Consider the following 17,459-nt stretch of genomic DNA (forward strand, 5'->3'; position numbering starts at 1 on the left):
CGGCCGTTCGCTCGGGCGGCGACCGCGGGTGGCGGCCGGGCGGTCGGCGTGCCGGGGGCGGGCCGGGCGGGCGCCGGCCCGCTCGTCGACCGAACCGTTGCCGGCGAAGGCCGATGCCAGCTTGGTCGACAGCCCGGCCAGCCACCCGGGCCGCTGCTCATCCTCGGCGATCGCGGCCCGGGGGCGGCTGGGGCCCGACATCGCCGCATACCAGCGCACCAGACCGATCAGCAGCACCGCCGCCGAGGTGAACAACATCAGCGGAAAACGCTCGATCAGCGGATAACCGCAGGTGATGAGGATTTCCTTGAGGCCGCGGAAGGACGATTCGTGGAACAGGTAGTAACCCAGCGGCACGGCGACGAACAACAGCAAAGGAGGCTGGATGACCGCGGTGAAGATGCCCGCACGGCGCACCGCCAGCACCGCGGCGACACATCCCACGGCGTAGCAGGTGGCGAACACGCCGCCGAGTTCCTGGTGTCCCAGGCCGGCCTCGATGCCCAGCCCGATCATGGTGGCGGTGACCGCGATCAGCACCGCAACCCACCATGAAACCCCGGTGGCGGCGAGTTTGGGGCGCACTCCGGCCACGGCCCTGCGCTGATCTGGCACCCCTAGACCGTACCGGTTCCCCCCCTGCCGGACCTGGCAGCGTGCGCTGGCGTGCCCGACGGAAAAATGCCGAGCCGGCTGTCCTTCTAGACTTGTGACCCTGTGAGCCTGAGTCTGGGAATCGTGGGTCTGCCCAACGTCGGAAAGTCGACGTTGTTCAACGCACTGACCCGCAACAATGTCCTGGCGGCGAACTACCCGTTCGCCACCATCGAACCCAACGAAGGTGTCGTCCCGCTGCCGGACCCGCGACTGGCCGAACTGGCGGAGATGTTCGGCTCCGAGCGGATCCTGCCCGCGCCGGTCACCTTCGTCGACATCGCCGGCATCGTCAAAGGCGCTTCGGAGGGGGCCGGGCTGGGCAACAAGTTTCTGGCCAACATCCGGGAGTGCGACGCGATCTGCCAGGTGGTCCGGGTGTTCGACGACGACGATGTCGTCCATGTCGACGGCAAGGTGGACCCCGGGTCCGACATCGAGGTCATCGAGACCGAACTGATCCTGGCCGACATGCAGACCTTGGAGAAGGCGCTCCCCCGTCTGGAGAAGGAAGCCCGAAACAACAAGGAGCGCAAGCCCGTCCACGAGGCGGCGGTCGCCGCGCAGGCTGTGCTCGATGCGGGCACCACGCTGTTCGCGGCGGGACCGAAGGTGGACACCGCGCTGCTGCGCGAGCTGAACCTGTTGACGCCCAAGCCCTTCCTCTATGTCTTCAACGCCGACGAATCGGTGTTGGGCGACGAGGCCAGGATCGCCGAGTTACGCGCGCTGGTGGCTCCGGCCGACGCGGTTTTCCTGGACGCCAAGATCGAGGCCGAACTCCAGGAACTCGACGACGAGTCGGCGGCCGAACTGCTGGAGTCGATCGGACAACACGAGCGCGGCCTCGATGCGCTGGCGCGCGCCGGTTTTCACACCCTGAAGCTGCAGACGTATCTGACCGCCGGCCCGAAGGAGGCCCGGGCCTGGGTGATCCACCAGGGCGACACCGCGCCCAAGGCGGCGGGAGTGATCCACACCGATTTCGAGAAGGGGTTCATCAAGGCCGAGGTGGTGTCGTTCGCGGACCTGGTGGCCGCAGGCTCGATGGCGGCGGCCAAGGCCGCGGGCAAGGTCCGCATCGAGGGCAAGGACTACGTCATGCAGGACGGCGACGTGGTCGAGTTCCGGTTCAACGTCTGAAGCCCTGCCTGAAGCCGCGCCGGTTCTTCAGGGGCTGACGAATCCGACGACCGCGTCGGTGAAGGCGTCGTTGTCGTCACCGGCGGCGGTGTGCCCGGCTTCGGACAGTTCAACGAACCGGGCGTGCGGCACCTTGGCAAGGAAGTCCTCGACCCCTTCGGGGCTGACCACATCGGAGAGCCTGCCGCGGATCAGCAGGATCGGAATCGTCAACTCCATTGCGGCCCGTTCGAGTTCGTCGATGTTCGCGAACGGGTCCCCGCCGTTGGCGGTCACGAAAGCCGGATCCCAGTGCCAGTGCCAGCGCCCCTGGTGGTGACGGAGGTTCTTGCGCAGCCCCTCGAGGTTGCGCGGACGGCGCCGGTGCGGAAGATAGGCGGCGATCGCGTCGGCGGCCTGCTCGAGGGTCTCGAAACCGTGCACGTGGCGGGTCATGAAGTCCCGGATGCGTTCGGTGCCCTCGTGCTCGAACCGCGGCACCACGTCCACCAGCACAAGTCCGGTGACCCGCTGCGGGCCCGCCCGGCGGGCCGCCAGGATCCCGGTCAGACCGCCCATGCTCGCGCCGACGATCACCACCGGACGGCCGATCTGCTCGAGCACCTCGGCGATGTCGCGCGCCAGTGCGTCGACGCTGTACTGACCGTCCGGCGCGCGATCGCTGTCGCCGTGGCCCCGCGCGTCGAGGGCGATCACGTGCAGGCCCCGGTCGGCCAGGGTCTGCCCGGTGTCCTTCCAGGAGAACCGGTTCTGGCCCCCGCCGTGCAGCATCAGCATCGTCGGGTGCCCGGAGTTTCGGCCCGCATCCGGGTTCCACTCGTCGCCGACCAGTCCCAGCCCCCCGTCCCCGCGGAACGTCTGCAGGGCAGAGCTCAACTGCGACTCCTCTCGCGGGTGTGCGGAGTACGTTACCGGGGTCGCCCACCGGTACCGTGACTACCCAGTGGGCGATCAGCCCGCATGGCCGCTGAGGAGCCGCGATGACGACCCGCGCCGCGATCGCCGGTTTGGCGATCCTGGCCGTGCTCACCGGCTGGCTGGGCTGGCGCGACATCGCGGTCCGCCGCGCCGAGAGCGTGCGCGAGCACGTTCTGGCGGCCGGCCGCGACGGGGCGCTGGCCCTGACCAATATCGACCATCGGCAGGTGGACGCCGACGTCCAGCGCGTCCTGGACACCTCGACGGGGGGATTGCGGGACGACTTCGCCAGCCGCGCGGAGTCTTTCAAGGATGCCGCCCGCAGGACGCAGTCGAAATCGGTCGGAACGGTCACCGAGGCCGCGGTGGAATCCGTCGACGGCGATCAGGGCCGGGTACTGGTGGCGCTGACCGTCATGACCTCCAACCGCGGGGAGCCCGAACGGCAACCCAAGCTCTGGCGCACCCGGGTGACTGTCAGCAGCGACGGCGGCCGATTCAAAGTCGCCGCAGTGGAATTCGTTCCGTGAGGCGGCTGCCGACGGCCCTGGCCGCCGCGATCCTCCTCGTCGTCAGCGCCCTGCTGTTCTGGGACGCCACGACGCGGCGGAGCGCCGGGCAGGCGGGGGCAGCGGCCCTGAGCGTCGCACGCGACTCCATCCCGGCGATCCTGAGCTACCAGCCCGGGACGGCCGAGCAGGATCTCACCTCCGCCGCCCGTGACCGGCTCGCCGGGAAGTTCCTCGAGGACTACATGCAGCTGATCACGACGGTGGTTGTGCCCGATGCGACCCGCAAGGGCGTCGCGGCGTCGGCGAAGGTGCCGGCGGCGGCGGTGGTGTCGGCCTCCGCCGGGCGCGCGGTCGTACTCGCCTACGTCGACCAGACCCTGACGGTCGGCGCCGCGCCGCCCGCCCATACCAAAAGCAGCGTCAGGGTCACCATGGACAAAGTCGACGGCAGGTGGATGATCTCCGGCTTCGATCAGGAGGTGCTCGGATGACGACCGAGCCACGGCGGATCGACGTCGCCGCGCCGACGGTGCGTCTGCGCGCTCTGGCCTGGGGGCCCGAAGATGGCCCAATCGCCTTGTGCCTGCACGGTTTTCCCGATACCGCATACGGATTCCGCAAGATCGCCGGGCATCTGGTGGACGACGGCTACCGGGTGATCGCCCCGTTCATGCGCGGCTACGCGCCTTCGTCGCGGCCGTCGGACCGCGCCTATCATCTCGGGGCGCTGATGGACGACGCCTTGCGGGTGCGGGCGGCGAGCAACCCGACCGAGTCCGACGTGGTCATCGGTCACGACTGGGGAGCCATCGCCGCGACGGGTCTGGCGGCGCTGCCGGACAGTCCCTTTCGCAAGGCGGTGGTGATGTCGGTGCCGCCGGCGGCGACCCTCCGGAAACGGCGTGCGGGAGTGCTGCGCCTGCTGCCACGCCAACTCCTGCGCAGTTGGTACATCAGTTATTTCCAGTTGCCCCTGGCCCCGGAGCGGTCCGGTCGCTGGATCGTGCCGCTGTTGTGGCGCCGGTGGTCACCGGGTTACGGCCCGGACGAGGATCTGCGCCATGTCGACGCCGCGATCGGGACCGCTGACCGCTGGCGCGCCGCGCTGGGCCCCTACCGGGCGACCATCCGCAATGACCGGCCACCGGCGCGATACGCCGATCTGCACCGGTGGTGGACACGGGCGCCGCGGATTCCTACGTTGTACCTGCACGGGGCCGACGACGGCTGCATGACAGCGGATTTCACGCGGTTTGTCCGGCCGGCCCTGCCGGCGGGCAGTGCGGTGGCCGTCGTCGACGGCGCCGGCCACTTCCTGCAACTCGAGCGGCCGGATGAGGTGGGCCGGCGGATCGTCGGGTTCCTCGGCGCGTGAGCCCGGGATGGGCGCGTGCGCCGCGGCTCGCGGCCGCCGACGCCCAGTTCCTGTGGCTGTCGGCGAAGGTGCCCAATGACCAGATGCTGGTCTACGTCTTCGACGGCGAACCCGATCTCGCCGCCGCGCTGGACGAGGTGCGGCGAAACGCCGAGGGCTGCGACGACCTGGGCCTGCGAGTCCGTGACGACAGGGTGTGGCGCTATCCGCGCTGGGTGCGCGGTCAGGTGGACCCCGCGCAGTTCGTGGTCCACGAGGCCGAGCCGTACCCGAGCGGTGGCTGGCGTGCCTGCCTGGGCGCGGTGGCCGCGATCGGCGGATTGGACGCGACTCGGATGGCCTGGCGAGTCCACGTCTTCCGGCCGGCTGTCGTGGTCGTGCAGATCTCCCATGCGCTGGGCGACGGGAGCCGTTCGGCGGCACTGGCCGCCGCTCTGCTGGGCCGGCCCGGCCCACTGCCGCCGGTCACCGCCGACCGCGGCCACCTGCTCCGGCGGGGGATTGCGGCGGCGCGGGCGCACCGGGACATGTTGCGCGACATCGAGGCCGGCGCGCTGGTGCCGCCGCCTGCCCCGCGCCCGGCGCGCAGTGTCAACGCCCGACCGGCGGGGAGGCAGGTGCTGCGTACGTTGGTGGTCGACCGGTCCCGACTGCACCGCCCGACGGTGACGGTAGCCGCGCTCTCGGCCGTCGCCGAGGCGCTGGGCGGGTATCTCGCCGACCGCGGGGAGGACATCAGCCGACTCGGCGCCGAAGTCCCGATCGCCGGCCCGTCGACGCCCGAGGGGTCTGGCCTGCCGGCGCGCAACAACTTCCGCAATGCCGGCGTCGGCCTGCACCCTGAACTGGACAGTCGGGGCCGCGCGGCGCGGATCGCCGCCGACCTGGACGCCGCACGTCGTCGCGCCGAGCACCCGGCAGCACGGGCCTCGGCAGCAGCCTTCGCCGCAGTGCCGGCCCCGGTTCTGCGTTGGGGGACAGGGCGATTCGATCCGGCCGCCACGTCAACGACGGTCTCGGGGAACACCGTCGTCTCCAGCGTCTACCGCGGGCCCGCCGATCTCACCTTCGGCGGGTGTCCGGTGGCTCTCACGGCGGGCTACCCGGCGCTCTCGCCGATGATGAGTCTCACTCACGGCGTGCATGGGATCGGCGAGGTGGTGGCCGTCAGCGTTCGCGCCGACCCCACCGTCGTCGACGTCGAGGAGTACCTCGACCGGCTGGCGGACGCGCTCGGCTGTCCACCGCAGAGGTGACGCCCCTGTGGTCCTACCGCCTGGATGCGGCGGCAGACCTCGCCGACGGCGCTGACGCCGCGCGCTTACCGTGCGGAGCGGCCGCTGCGCGGGCGGGAGCCGAATCGTCGGCCCTGCGGCCTGTGACAGCGCCGCGGACGGCTACCGCGTCGGCGTCGGGCTCGGAGGGCTCGGGCTCGGGGGCCACCTCGGCGACGGCCGCACCGCTCGGAGCCGGCACCGAGGTCGCGGTGTCAGGCACCTTGACCCCATTGATGTTGAAACCCGGTGTGGCCTTGGTGACGCTTGCCCCGGACGCGAACAGCGCCCCGGCGAGGGTCAGCGGGCCGGGTCCGGCGTCGACGGTGTTGTTGCTGCCGGCGAAACTGAACGCCGAGTTGGCAAACGCGGTCGGCACGTTTCCGGCAGTGACGGTGTTCACGTCGCCGAAGACGCTGCTGGCGCTGTTGAACACCCCGCTGGCCACGACGAGGTTGTTGATGTACCCCTCCGCCCCGCCCACGCCGAGTGCGCCGTTGAGGAAGCCGATGGCCTCGATGTCGTTGCCCACGCCGAGGTTCACCGCGATGTTCCCCGCGCCGAGCATGTCCTCGGTGGACACGTCCGGGTAGACGTAGAAGCCGCCGGCGTACGCGTAGGAATCCTTTGCCAGGGTCACGGCGAGGTTGGCGAAACCGCCCTTGGGGTCGCCGGCGTCGGCCTGGGCGTAGTCGGTGCCGTCGGTGCTGCTGCCGAGTGCGACCGCAGCGTTGAGGAAGCCGCCCAGGGTCTGGGCGAACGCGGTCTGGCCGGCGGCGACGGTGAGGTCCAACGCCCCGCCCGAACTCGCCTCCGCGTCCGTCCCGAAGGAGAACGCCGCACCGAACAGCCCTGCCCGGGCGATCGCACCGTCGCCCAGGCCGATGGCGAGGCCGAACAGCGAACTGGTGCATCCGGAACCGATGTTGATCCCCGAGAACGACGCGCAGGTCGCGTTCGACGTAGCCGGGGAAACGACGCCGGCCGCCGCCAGTCCAACGGTGAGCAGTGCACCGGCGAGGGCGCTAGATCGCTGCATGGTGATTCCTAACGTTGGGGGGAGTTTCGTTCAGACGGCTTCGGTCTGCGGGCAATTTACCGCGACGTCGATCGCGTCCCGCACCACCCCCCTTCGCCCAGACGTTCATTTGGGCGCCTAAGTGCGAGTGAATCCCGCCACAACGTCGGTCTCAGCGGATAGGAAAGGGGGATGGGTTTTCTCAAGCAGGAAATACCCGTCATCGACTTCGCCGGGTGGAGCAAGGGCACCCGCTCGCAGAGGATCCGGCCGATGGCGGTGCACTGGGCCGAGGTGGGCTTCGGCACACCGGTGGCACTGCACCTGTTCTACGTCGCCAAGATCCTGGCCTACGTGGGCGTGGCGGCGCTGATCACCGCCGGCCATTCGTGGACCGAGCCGATCGTGTTCCAGAAAGTCGTCCTCTACACCATCCTGTTCGAGGTCATCGGGCTGGGCTGCGGATTCGGCCCGCTGAACAATCGCTTCTACCCGCCTATGGGCTCGATCCTGTACTGGTTGCGGCCCAACACCATTCGGCTCCCACCGTGGCCGGACCGGGTTCCGCTCACCCGGGGTGACAACCGCGAACGTCTCGACGTCATTCTCTACGCGGTGCTGCTGGCGGTGCTCGCCGTGACGCTGGTGTCCGGTCCCGCCGAGTCCGGTCTGCTGCCGGCCTGGCAGTCCTGGTCGGTGCTGGCACTGCTTGCACTGACCGGTCTGCGCGACAAGGTCATCTTCCTGGCCGCCCGCGGCGAGGTGTACGCCCCGTTCGTGGCGGCGTTCCTGTTCGGCGGCGCCAACGCGATCGTCGCCGCCAAACTGGCCTGTCTGGTGATCTGGATGGGAGCGGCTTCCTCCAAGCTGACCAGGCACTTCCCGTTCGTGATCTCCACGATGATGTCCAACAGTCCGGTGGTGCGTCCGCGTGCGCTCAAACGCGCCTTCTTCGAGCGCTTCCCGGACGACCTGCGACCGGGCCGGCTGTCCCGTGGCGTGGCCCACGTCAGCACCGCCGTCGAGGGACTGGTGCCACTGGTGCTGTTCTTCTCCCACGGCGGCCGGGCCACCGCCGTCGCGGCCCTCGTCATGGTGGTGTTCCACCTCGGCATCCTCTCGGCCATCCCGATGGGTGTGCCGCTGGAATGGAACGTCTTCATGATCTTCTGCGTGCTGTTCCTGTTCGTCGGCCACGCCGACGTCGGCCTGGCCGACATGACCAATCCGCTCCCGGTAATCCTGTTCGCCGTCATGGCCGGCATCGTCATCGCGGGAAACCTGATGCCGCAGAGGATTTCATTCCTGCCGGGCATGCGCTACTACGCCGGCAACTGGGACACCACGCTGTGGTGCGTCACGCCCTCGGCGGAGGCCAAGATCCAGCGTGGCATCGTCGCGATCGCCAACATGCCCGCCGCCCAACTGGAGAAGTTCTACGGCAGCAAGGAAGCCGCCCAGATTCCCATCTACATGGGTTACGCGTTCCGCGGCTTCAACACCCACGGCAAGGCGCTGTTCACCCTGGCGCACCGGGCGATGGCCGGACGCAGCGAAGACGACTACTCCGTCACCGACGGCGAACGGATCTGCAGTATGGCCATCGGCTGGAACTTCGGCGACGGCCACCTGCACAACGAGCAACTGATCGCCGCACTGCAGCGCCGCTGCGGATTCGTTCCCGGCGAGGTGCGGGTGGTGCTGCTCGACGCCCAGCCCATCCACCGCCGGACCCAGCGTTACCGGTTGGTCGACGCCGCGACCGGGGAGTTCGAGAGCGGCTACGTCGCGGTGGCCGACATGGTGGTGCGTCAGCCGTGGGACGACGACGTGCCGGTCCACCCCGACCCCCGTTGACCAAACGGTTGGTTGGTTGTCAGAATCGAGGGCGAAATCCCAACCGGGAAGCCCCAACCGGGAAGCCCTATCCGAGAAGCTGAGGAGAAGTCGATGGCGGAAGCGGTAATCGTCGAGGCGGTGCGCTCGGCGGTCGGCAAGCGCAACGGCGGTTTGTCCGGTGTGCACCCGGCGGAATTATCCGCCCAGGTGCTCAACGGACTGGCTCAGCGCGCCGGCATCGATCCGGAAGTCGTCGACGACGTGATCTGGGGTTGTGTCATGCAGGCCGGCGAGCAGGCCCTCGACATCGCCCGCACCGCGGTGCTCACGGCAGGCTGGCCGGAGACCATCCCCGGCGTCACGGTGGACCGCCAGTGCGGGTCGAGCCAGCAGTCGGTGCACTTCGCTGCCGCCGGCGTGGTAGCCGGTCACTACGACGCCGTCATCGCCGGTGGTGTGGAGTCGATGTCACGGACCCCGATGGGCGCCTCGCTGGCCGGCGGCGGTAACCCCTACCCGGCCAACTTCAAGGCCCGCTACGACCGCACCCCCAACCAGGGGCTCGGCGCGGAGATGATGGCGGCGAAGTGGGATCTGAGCCGGACCGATCTCGATCAGTTCTCACTGGACTCGCATGAGAAAGCCGGCGCCGCACAGTCCTCCGGCGCCTTCGACGACCAGATCGTGGCCGTCAAGGATGCCGAGGGCAACCTGATGAACAAGGACGAGGGAATCCGTCTGGGTACCACGCTGGAGAAGATGGCCCAGCTCAAGCCGGCCTTCTCCGAGGACGGGGTGATCCACGCCGGCAACTCCTCGCAGATCTCCGACGGCTCCGGTGCGTTGCTGTTCATGTCGGCGGAGAAGGCGAAGTCATTGGGGCTCAAGCCGATCGCCCGGGTGCACACCGCCGTGCTGGCCGGTGCCGACCCGGTGATGATGCTGTCGGCTCCGATCCCGGCCACCCAGAAGGCCCTGAAGCGCTCCGGCCTGAGCCTGTCCGACATCGGCGTCTTCGAGGTCAACGAGGCCTTCGCGCCCGTCCCGATGGCCTGGCTCAAGGAGATCGGGGCCGACGAGAGGAAACTCAACCCCAACGGCGGTGCGATCGCGCTTGGTCACCCGCTCGGCGGATCCGGAGCCCGGATCATGACCACCATGCTGTATCACATGCGGGACAACAACATTCGTTACGGCCTGCAGACCATGTGCGAAGGCGGCGGTCAGGCCAACGCGACGATCCTGGAACTCCTGTAATGGCAGTGCCGGACGCCGAGTCTCCCGCTGTCCTGACCGAGCGCCGGGGCAACACCCTGATCGTCACCATCAACCGGCCGGAGGCCCGTAACGCGGTCAACCAGGCGGTCAGCGTCGGCGTCGGCGACGCGCTGCAGCTTGCCCAGGACGACCCGGAGATCCGGGCGGTGGTGATCACCGGCTCGGGCGACAAGTCGTTCTGCGCCGGGGCGGATCTCAAGGCGATCTCCCGCGGGGAGAACATCTTTCACCCCGACCACCCGGAGTGGGGGTTCGCCGGCTACGTCCAGCACTTCGTCGACAAGCCGGTCATCGCCGCGGTCAACGGCACCGCGCTCGGCGGGGGCACCGAACTGGCGCTGGCCAGCGATCTGGTGGTCGCGCAGTCCGGCGCCCAGTTCGGACTGCCGGAGGTCAAGCGCGGTCTGATCGCCGCCGCCGGCGGCTTGTTCCGCATCGTCGAACAGGTGCCGCGCAAGGTCGCGATGCAGATGTTGGTCACCGGCGACCCGATCAGCGCCGAGGAGGCCGCGCGGTGGGGCCTGATCAACCAGGTCGTGCCCGACGGGACCGCCCTGGATGCCGCGCTGGTACTGGCCGACCGGATCACCGTCAACGCGCCGCTGGCCGTGCAGGCCAGCAAGCGCGTCGCGCTCGGCGTCGACGAGGGGGCCATCACCTCCGAGAGGGACGCCTGGCGGCGTTCCAACCGGGAGATGCGCGCGGTGTTCACCTCCGAGGACGCCGTGGAGGGGCCCATCGCGTTCGCGCAGAAGCGCGCACCGGTATGGAAGGCGCGGTAGGCGCGGTAGGCGCGGTAGGCGCGGTAGGCGCGGTAGGCGCGCCCACGTGTCGTCAGGCGGCTGCCTTGGGGGTGGTCGTGGTCGGCGTGGCCGACGCGGTCTCGGCGGCCGTGGACGCCGGGGACGCCGTGGATGTCGGGGACGCCGTGGACGGTGTGGCCGACGCGGTGCTCGACGGTGCGGCCGAAGTGGTCGGGGTCGCCGAGGTGGTCGCCGTGCCACTGGTCGTCGGAGTCGTCGACGCGCCTGCCTCGGCGGCCGGCGTCGGCGGCGTCAGCACGGTGTCGATCATGTAGATGTAGGCGCCGTGCGCGGTGTAGGCGCAGGTGACCTTGGCGTCGTTGACGGTGATGTCGCCGCCCTTACCGGCGACGGTGACCGTCCGGCCGTCCTGGGTCGGCATCTTGCCCTTGACGTCGTTGGGCCCGAGGTAACCCAGAACCATGTGGTAGAAGAGCGTCGGGAGCAGCGCGACGGGGTCGGTCTTCAACGTGTTGAGCGTCGCCGCGTCGAGCTTGGCGAACGCCTCGTTGGTCGGCGCGAAGACCACGTAGGGGCCGCCGTCGAGGACGTTGACGATGTTGACTGCCGGGTTCAACTGGCCCGAGATCGCGGCACTGAAGGTGCTGAGGTCGGGGTTGCTGGCGATGGCCTTCGATCCGGTCTGCAGCGCCATGGATTCGATCGAGCCCGGGCTGCCGGCGGGATACTTGCTGCGGTAGGCGCCGCAGGCCGAACCCTGGGGTTCGGGGACCTTGGTGGACGCCGGCGCCGGGATCATGTTGGTCGGCGTGGCCGGTGTGGCCGGTGCGGACGCCGAAGCGGAAGCGGGCTCGGACGCCGATGCGGACGCGGAGGCCGGGTCCGACGCCGGCGTGGAAGCCGGTGCGGACGCCGGCGTGGAAGCCGGTGCGGACGCCGGCGTGGAAGCAGGTGACGGCTCCGGGGACGGCGTGGGGTCGGCGTAGGCCTGGACGGCGGTGGGAATGGCAACGGCCATCGCGGCGACGGCCGCGGCAAAGCTCAGGCTCTTGGTGCGAGTGCTCATCAGGCTTCTCCTCGAAGTTCTGGTCATACGGCTCTGGTCAGGAGAGCCGCAACGACTGTGGCATCGTAAGCGTGCGGCGTTTCGTTACCCAAACCGACGAGTTCGGATCAAAAGAGCAGGTCGCTGTGGCTCCGGTGTGGCGAGCCTTACGATGCTCGCCATGTCTGAACACCGCACCGGCCCCACGATCGTCGCCATCCTGGGTCGCCGGCCGCAGGTCGACCCGGAGGCCTGGGTGGCGCAGAACGCGACCCTGATCGGTGAGGTCAGGCTGGCGGCGCGGTCCAGCGTCTGGTACTCGGCCACGCTGCGCGCAGAGGCCGAGCCGATCGAGATCGGCGTCGGCACCAACATCCAGGACGGGGTGACCATCCATGTCGACCTGGAATTCCCGGTTCGGGTCGGCGCCGGGGTCAGCGTCGGCCACAACGCGGTATTGCACGGCTGCACCGTCGAGGACGGGGCCCTGATCGGGATGGGGGCGATCGTGCTCAACGGCGCGGTGATCGGCGCGGGTTCGCTGGTGGCCGCCGGCGCCCTGGTCCCCCAGGGGGCGGTCATCCCGCCCAGATCGCTGGTGGCCGGGGTGCCGGGCAGGGTGCGGCGTGAACTCAGCGATGCCGAGGTGACCCACAATCGCCACAACGCGGTCGTCTACGAAGGCTTGGTGGGGTTGCACCGCGACGGGACCTGACGGTGTGACGTAAGCCTTGTGTCATCGATTCGGACGGGGATTTTTCGTACCGTGAAACGGATGCGTATCGACCAGCTCCGCGCGGCGGCCAGAACCGAGGCCGTGCCGCACGACGAGTGGCCATCCGTGGTGCGCCGACGACGCGTGATCGTCAGCGTGGTCCTGGTCGCCGGCGCGCTGCTGATGGCCTACTCGCTGAACCAGCGGCCGGGGGCGGCGTCCTTCTACTGGCTGACACTGACGTTGGCGGCGGTCTGGACCTTCGGCGCGCTGCTGTCCGGCCCGTTGCACCTCGGTCGCATCGCCTGGCAGGGTCGCGCCACCCGTCCCGTCGTGACCGGCGTCACCCTGGGCGTCCTGCTCGGCGGGGTGTTCCTGCTGGGCGGGGTGGTGGTCCGCCACGTCCCGGCGATCGCCGAGCGGATCACCCGGGTGCTGGAGTACACCAACCACGGCCCGTTGCTGCTGATTGCGCTCATCGCGCTGGTCAACGGCTTCGCCGAGGAGTTGTTCTTCCGCGGCGCGCTGTACTCCTCGCTCGGGCGGTTCTACCCGGTGGCGATCTCCACCGCGCTGTACGCGGCAGCCACGTTGGCGACCGGCAATCCGATGCTCGCCTTCGCCGGTTTGATCCTGGGAGTCGTGTGCGGCCTCCAACGGCGCGCCACCGGCGGTGTCCTGGCGCCGGTGCTGACACACATGGTGTGGGGACAGATGATGGTCCTGGGGTTGCCGCCGATCTTCGGGCTCTGATTCAGCGGCCGCCGGAGAAGCAACTTCGACAGAGAAGGGCGGTACAGGCATGGCTGGACCACTGGAGGGTTTGCGTGTCGTGGAGCTGGCCGGCATCGGGCCCGGCCCGCACGCGGCGATGATCCTCGGCGATCTCGGCGCCGATGTGGTCCGCGTCGAGCGGCCCAGGGCCGGTGGGCCGGGCGCCGCTCCGAGCAACGACTTCCTGCTGCGCAGCCGTCGCTCGGTGACCGCAGACCTCAAAAGCGGGCAGGACCGCGACCTGGTCCTCAAACTCGTCGCAAAGGCAGACGTACTCATCGAGGGCTTCCGGCCGGGCGTCACCGAACGGCTCGGCCTGGGCCCGGAGGACTGCGCCAAGGTCAACGAGCGACTGATCTACGCCCGGATGACCGGCTGGGGTCAGACCGGCCCGCGCAACCAGCAGGCCGGCCACGACATGAACTACATCTCCCTCAACGGCGTGCTGCATGCCATCGGCAGGGTCAACGAGAAGCCCGTCCCGCCGCTGAACCTGGTCGGCGACTTCGGCGGCGGCTCGATGTTCCTGCTGGTCGGCGTTCTGTCAGCACTCTACGAACGCCAGCACTCCGGCAAGGGGCAGGTGATCGACGCCGCGATGGTCGACGGCTCGGCGGTGCTGGCGCAGATGATGTTCGCCTTCCGTCACACCGGCATGTGGAACGACGTGCGTGGCACCAACATGCTCGACACCGGCGCTCCCTGGTACGACGTCTACGAGTGCGCCGACGGGCGGCATGTCGCGGTCGGCTCCATCGAGCCGCAGTTCTTCGCCGAGCTCGTCGAGAAACTCCGACTCGACCCCGCCTCCCTTCCGCACCAGCAGGACATCACCCGGTTCCCGGAGTTGCGGGCGGTTCTGACCGAGGCCTTCCTCGAACACGATCGCGACCACTGGGCCGAGGTGTTCAGGAACAGCGACGCCTGCGTCACCCCGATCCTGTCCTTCGCCGAGATCGAGACCGAACCGCACAACGTAGAGCGCGGCAGCTTCTACAAGGAGGGCGACTCGATCTTCCCGATGCCGGCGCCGCGGTTCTCCAGGACCCAGCCCGGTAAGCCCGCCCGGCCGCGCGCTCCGGGGGAGGACACCGCAGCGGTCCTGGCCGACTGGGTATAGTCCCGACCAACCAGTAGGTAGACCTTCGGAAAGGAATATGCGCGTGGAGATCAAGGACGCGGTCGCCGTCGTCACCGGCGGCGCCTCCGGCCTGGGCCTGGCCACCGCCAAGGCACTGCTCGACGAGGGCGCCAAGGTCGTCATCCTGGACCTGCCCACCTCCGATGGCGCGGACGTCGCCACGGCCCTGAACGCCGAGTCGGGGGGTGCCCGGGTGGCCTTCGCCGCCGCCGACGTCACCGACGAGGAGGCCGTGACCAAGGCCTTCGACCTGGCCGAGTCGATGGGCCCGGTCCGCATCGTGGTCAACTGCGCCGGCACCGGCGACGCCATCCGCGTGCTGGGCAAGGCCGGGGTCTACCCGCTGAACAAGTTCGCCCGAATCGTCAACATCAACCTGGTCGGCACCTTCAACGTGTTGCGCCTGGGCGCCGAGCGGATGGTCAAGACCGACCCGATCGGCGGAGAGCGCGGGGTCGTCATCAACACCGCCTCGGTCGCCGCGTTCGACGGGCAGATCGGACAGGCCGCCTACTCGGCGTCCAAGGGCGGCGTGGTCGGCATGACCCTGCCGATCGCCAGGGACCTCGCCGACAAGCAGATCCGCGTGATGACCATCGCCCCGGGACTGTTCGACACCCCGCTGCTGGCCGGGCTGCCCGAGCCGGCCAAGGCCTCGCTCGGTGCGCAGGTTCCGCATCCGTCGCGGCTGGGCGACCCCGGTGAGTACGGCGCGCTGGCCGTGCACATCGTGCGGAACCCGATGCTCAACGGCGAGGTCATCCGCCTCGATGGCGCCATCCGCATGGCGCCGCGCTGAAAGCTTGTGCGAAGAGCACCGAACAGTCGGACGGGAAGGGACGACATGACGATCACGACCAAGTTCACCGAGACCTTCGGTGTCGAGCACCCGATCGCCCAGGGCGGTATGCAGTGGGTGGGCCGCGCGGAACTCGTTGCCGCCGTTGCCAATGCGGGCGCGCTGGGTTTCCTGACCGCACTGACCCAGCCCACCCCGGCCGATCTCGCCAAGGAGATCGACCGGACCCGCGACATGACCGACAAGCCGTTCGGGGTGAACCTCACCATCCTGCCGGCCATCAACCCGCCGCCCTACGACGAGTACCGCCGGGTCATCGTCGACGCCGGTATCAAGATCGTCGAGACGGCCGGATCCAATCCGGCCCCGCACCTGCCGATGTTCCACGACAACGGGATCAAGGTGCTGCACAAGTGCACCTCGGTGCGCCACGCCGTCAAGGCCCAGGGTCTCGGGGTCGACGGGATCAGCATCGACGGGTTCGAGTGCGCCGGTCATCCGGGGGAGGATGACGTGCCCGGTCTGGTCCTGATCCCGGCCGCCGCCAAGGAGATCGAGATCCCGATGATCGCCTCCGGCGGCTTCGGTGACGCCCGCGGCCTGGTGGCCGCCCTTGCGCTCGGCGCCGACGGCGTCAACATGGGCACCCGGTTCATGTGCACGGTCGAGTCGCCGATCCACCAGAACATCAAGCAGGCCATCGTCGACGGCGACGAACTGGGCACCGAACTGATCTTCCGCAGCCTGCACAACACCGCCCGGGTGGCGTCCAACGCGGTCTCCCGCGAGGTGGTGGAGATTCTTGCCAATGGCGGCCAGTTCGGCGACGTCATGGAACTGGTGGCCGGATCGCGCGGCCGAAAGGTGTTCGAAGACGGAGATCCCGACGCGGGGATCTGGACGGCCGGCACCGTCATGGGCCTGATTCACGACATCCCGACCTGCGGTGAGTTGGTCGGCCGGATGGTCGGCGAGGCCGAGGAGATCATCACCGGCCGGCTGGCCGGGCTGGTCCGGGCCGGCGCCGCGGTCTAGACCCCGGACGAAATGTGCCCGCCTGCAAACCAGGCGGGCGCTGAGCTTGGGTTTGTTACGGCGCGAACCGGAGACGCGGCTTCAGCCGGCGTCGCGGAGGCCGGTCAGCTGGCGTTGGCCAGAGGCGGCAGATCCTCGAACTGCTCGGAGGTGTCACCCTCCACGAGGAAGTCACCGTGATACAGGGCGTCGAAGTCGACGTTGATGACGTCGGCCGCGGTGTCGTCGATCCACATGAGTTGGAGCCTAGGGGTCACCATTAAGGAATCTTTGAGTCACGTTTCGGAAAATGGTGGCAATCCTTACCGGCGAGTAACGGGACCCCCGTCCGGTTTGACCCGCCTTGTTCGCCCAGACAAACTCGGATTAAGTCGCTGATTCGCAAGAACGCCGCTGACTCGCAAGAACGTCGCTGATTTGCAGGAACCCAGTGGTTTCAGGAAAGGACCCGGCCGTGCTGCAGGGAATCGCCCGGTCGGCTCTTCGCTCGCCACGGCTGATTCTGGCCGTCGCAGCCCTGCTGACAGTCATCACGGCCGTTTTCGGCATTCCGGTGGCCAATCACCTGTCGGCCGGCGGATTCCAGGACCCCGGCTCGGAGTCGGCCCGCGCCGCCCAACTGCTCAGCCGGAAGTTCCAGCAGAGCGACCAGCAGTTGCTGATCACCGTCACGGATCCGGCCGGTGCCGACAGCGGCGCGGCCACCGCCGTGGGGACCGATATCGCCGGCCGGTTGACCGCCTCGGCCAACGTCCTGGGCGTCACCTCGCCGTGGACCTCCCCGCCGGCGGCGGCCGCCGAACTGATCAGCACCGACCGCGCGACCGGACTGATCATCGCCACGATGGCCGGTGGCGAGGACAAGGCTCAGCGGTACGCGGCCGAATTGGCCGAGCAGCTCGTCGGCGACCGCGACGGTGTGACCGTGCAGGCCGGCGGCTCTTCGTTGATCATGAGCCAGATCAACGATCAGACCAAGCGGGACCTGGTGCGCATGGAGGCCATCGCCATCCCGCTGAGCCTGCTGGTGCTGGTGTGGGTGTTCGGCGGCCTGGTCGCCGCGATGCTGCCGATGGTCGTCGGCGTGATGGCAGTGCTCGGCGCCATGGCGGTGTTGCGACTGCTCACCGGTTTCACCGAGGTCTCCATCTTCGCGCTCAACATCACCACCGCGC

19 protein-coding genes are annotated in these 17,459 nt (G+C 69.0%); 14 read left to right on the forward strand and 5 right to left on the reverse strand.

Features of this window, described 5'->3' with window-relative positions; all coding sequences use genetic code 11:
- The coding region (locus tag ADBZ5U_RS07100) for a DUF6542 domain-containing protein (RefSeq protein WP_526263827.1) at positions 1-615 on the reverse strand (615 nt) is incomplete at its 3' end.
- 102 nt (positions 616-717) lie between these two features.
- Here ADBZ5U_RS07100 and ychF point away from each other — a divergent pair.
- The gene (ychF, locus tag ADBZ5U_RS07105; protein ID WP_526263829.1) at positions 718-1,797 is read left to right on the forward strand and encodes a redox-regulated ATPase YchF; all 1,080 of its coding nucleotides are present in this window, start codon (positions 718-720) and stop codon (positions 1,795-1,797) included.
- Positions 1,798-1,824: 27 nt separating this feature from the next.
- Here ychF and ADBZ5U_RS07110 read toward each other — a convergent pair whose 3' ends face one another.
- The gene (locus tag ADBZ5U_RS07110; RefSeq protein ID WP_526263831.1) at positions 1,825-2,673 is read right to left on the reverse strand and encodes an alpha/beta fold hydrolase; all 849 of its coding nucleotides are present in this window, start codon (positions 2,671-2,673) and stop codon (positions 1,825-1,827) included.
- A 104-nt stretch (positions 2,674-2,777) separates the two neighbouring features.
- Here ADBZ5U_RS07110 and ADBZ5U_RS07115 point away from each other — a divergent pair, with 104 nt between their 5' ends.
- The 4 genes from ADBZ5U_RS07115 to ADBZ5U_RS07130 are packed head-to-tail and all read left to right on the forward strand — an operon-like array spanning position 2,778 to position 5,858.
- On the forward strand, positions 2,778-3,245 hold the full coding sequence (locus tag ADBZ5U_RS07115) for an Rv1363c family protein (RefSeq protein WP_526263833.1): 468 nt from the start codon (positions 2,778-2,780) through the stop codon (positions 3,243-3,245).
- On the forward strand, positions 3,242-3,718 hold the full coding sequence (locus ADBZ5U_RS07120) for a hypothetical protein (RefSeq protein ID WP_526263835.1): 477 nt from the start codon (positions 3,242-3,244) through the stop codon (positions 3,716-3,718). The genes ADBZ5U_RS07115 and ADBZ5U_RS07120 overlap by 4 nt, the downstream gene beginning before the upstream one ends.
- A complete protein-coding gene (locus ADBZ5U_RS07125; protein WP_526263837.1) occupies positions 3,715-4,602 on the forward strand; it encodes an alpha/beta fold hydrolase in 888 nt (295 codons plus the stop codon). Before ADBZ5U_RS07120 ends, ADBZ5U_RS07125 begins: the two co-directional genes overlap by 4 nt.
- On the forward strand, positions 4,599-5,858 hold the full coding sequence (locus tag ADBZ5U_RS07130; protein ID WP_526263839.1) for a WS/DGAT domain-containing protein: 1,260 nt from the start codon (positions 4,599-4,601) through the stop codon (positions 5,856-5,858). Before ADBZ5U_RS07125 ends, ADBZ5U_RS07130 begins: the two co-directional genes overlap by 4 nt.
- 13 nt (positions 5,859-5,871) lie before the next feature.
- Here the strand turns inward: ADBZ5U_RS07130 and ADBZ5U_RS07135 are convergent, their stop codons facing one another.
- On the reverse strand, positions 5,872-6,915 hold the full coding sequence (locus ADBZ5U_RS07135) for a hypothetical protein (protein WP_526263841.1): 1,044 nt from the start codon (positions 6,913-6,915) through the stop codon (positions 5,872-5,874).
- Between the two features lie 171 nt (positions 6,916-7,086).
- Here ADBZ5U_RS07135 and ADBZ5U_RS07140 point away from each other — a divergent pair, with 171 nt between their 5' ends.
- The 3 genes from ADBZ5U_RS07140 (at position 7,087) to ADBZ5U_RS07150 (ending at position 10,793) form a co-directional block, all read left to right on the forward strand.
- The gene (locus ADBZ5U_RS07140; RefSeq protein WP_526263843.1) at positions 7,087-8,751 is read left to right on the forward strand and encodes a DUF3556 domain-containing protein; all 1,665 of its coding nucleotides are present in this window, start codon (positions 7,087-7,089) and stop codon (positions 8,749-8,751) included.
- 93 nt (positions 8,752-8,844) lie between these two features.
- Complete coding sequence (locus ADBZ5U_RS07145) at positions 8,845-9,990, forward strand: thiolase family protein (RefSeq protein WP_526263845.1); 1,146 nt, start codon at positions 8,845-8,847, stop codon at positions 9,988-9,990.
- Entirely contained in the window at positions 9,990-10,793 is an 804-nt protein-coding gene (locus ADBZ5U_RS07150; protein WP_526263847.1) for an enoyl-CoA hydratase/isomerase family protein, read from the forward strand. Before ADBZ5U_RS07145 ends, ADBZ5U_RS07150 begins: the two co-directional genes overlap by 1 nt.
- 52 nt (positions 10,794-10,845) lie before the next feature.
- Here the strand turns inward: ADBZ5U_RS07150 and ADBZ5U_RS07155 are convergent, their stop codons facing one another.
- Positions 10,846-11,841 (reverse strand): fasciclin domain-containing protein, encoded by a 996-nt coding sequence (locus ADBZ5U_RS07155; protein ID WP_526263849.1) that lies wholly within the window; start codon positions 11,839-11,841, stop codon positions 10,846-10,848.
- 151 nt (positions 11,842-11,992) lie between these two features.
- Here ADBZ5U_RS07155 and ADBZ5U_RS07160 point away from each other — a divergent pair, with 151 nt between their 5' ends.
- From ADBZ5U_RS07160 to ADBZ5U_RS07180, 5 genes are read left to right on the forward strand one after another with little or no spacing between them, the layout of a single operon-like run.
- Complete coding sequence (locus ADBZ5U_RS07160) at positions 11,993-12,535, forward strand: gamma carbonic anhydrase family protein (RefSeq protein WP_526263851.1); 543 nt, start codon at positions 11,993-11,995, stop codon at positions 12,533-12,535.
- 60 nt (positions 12,536-12,595) lie between these two features.
- On the forward strand, positions 12,596-13,288 hold the full coding sequence (locus ADBZ5U_RS07165; RefSeq protein WP_526263853.1) for a CPBP family glutamic-type intramembrane protease: 693 nt from the start codon (positions 12,596-12,598) through the stop codon (positions 13,286-13,288).
- A gap of 49 nt (positions 13,289-13,337) precedes the next feature.
- Positions 13,338-14,429, forward strand: coding sequence for a CaiB/BaiF CoA transferase family protein (locus ADBZ5U_RS07170; protein ID WP_526263855.1), 1,092 nt, complete (start codon positions 13,338-13,340; stop codon positions 14,427-14,429).
- Between the two features lie 43 nt (positions 14,430-14,472).
- Positions 14,473-15,249, forward strand: coding sequence for a 3-hydroxyacyl-CoA dehydrogenase (locus tag ADBZ5U_RS07175; protein ID WP_526263863.1), 777 nt, complete (start codon positions 14,473-14,475; stop codon positions 15,247-15,249).
- 45 nt (positions 15,250-15,294) lie between these two features.
- Complete coding sequence (locus ADBZ5U_RS07180; RefSeq protein ID WP_526263857.1) at positions 15,295-16,284, forward strand: NAD(P)H-dependent flavin oxidoreductase; 990 nt, start codon at positions 15,295-15,297, stop codon at positions 16,282-16,284.
- A gap of 104 nt (positions 16,285-16,388) precedes the next feature.
- Here the strand turns inward: ADBZ5U_RS07180 and ADBZ5U_RS07185 are convergent, their stop codons facing one another.
- A complete protein-coding gene (locus ADBZ5U_RS07185; RefSeq protein WP_526263859.1) occupies positions 16,389-16,520 on the reverse strand; it encodes a hypothetical protein in 132 nt (43 codons plus the stop codon).
- A 218-nt stretch (positions 16,521-16,738) separates the two neighbouring features.
- On the opposite strand from ADBZ5U_RS07185, the gene ADBZ5U_RS07190 reads away from it, so the two are divergent.
- On the forward strand, positions 16,739-17,459 hold a 721-nt coding region (locus tag ADBZ5U_RS07190; RefSeq protein ID WP_526263861.1), incomplete at its 3' end, for an MMPL family transporter.

Origin of the sequence: Mycobacterium sp. (genome assembly GCF_040398885.1) — a bacterium.
GTDB lineage: Bacteria > Actinomycetota > Actinomycetes > Mycobacteriales > Mycobacteriaceae > Mycobacterium.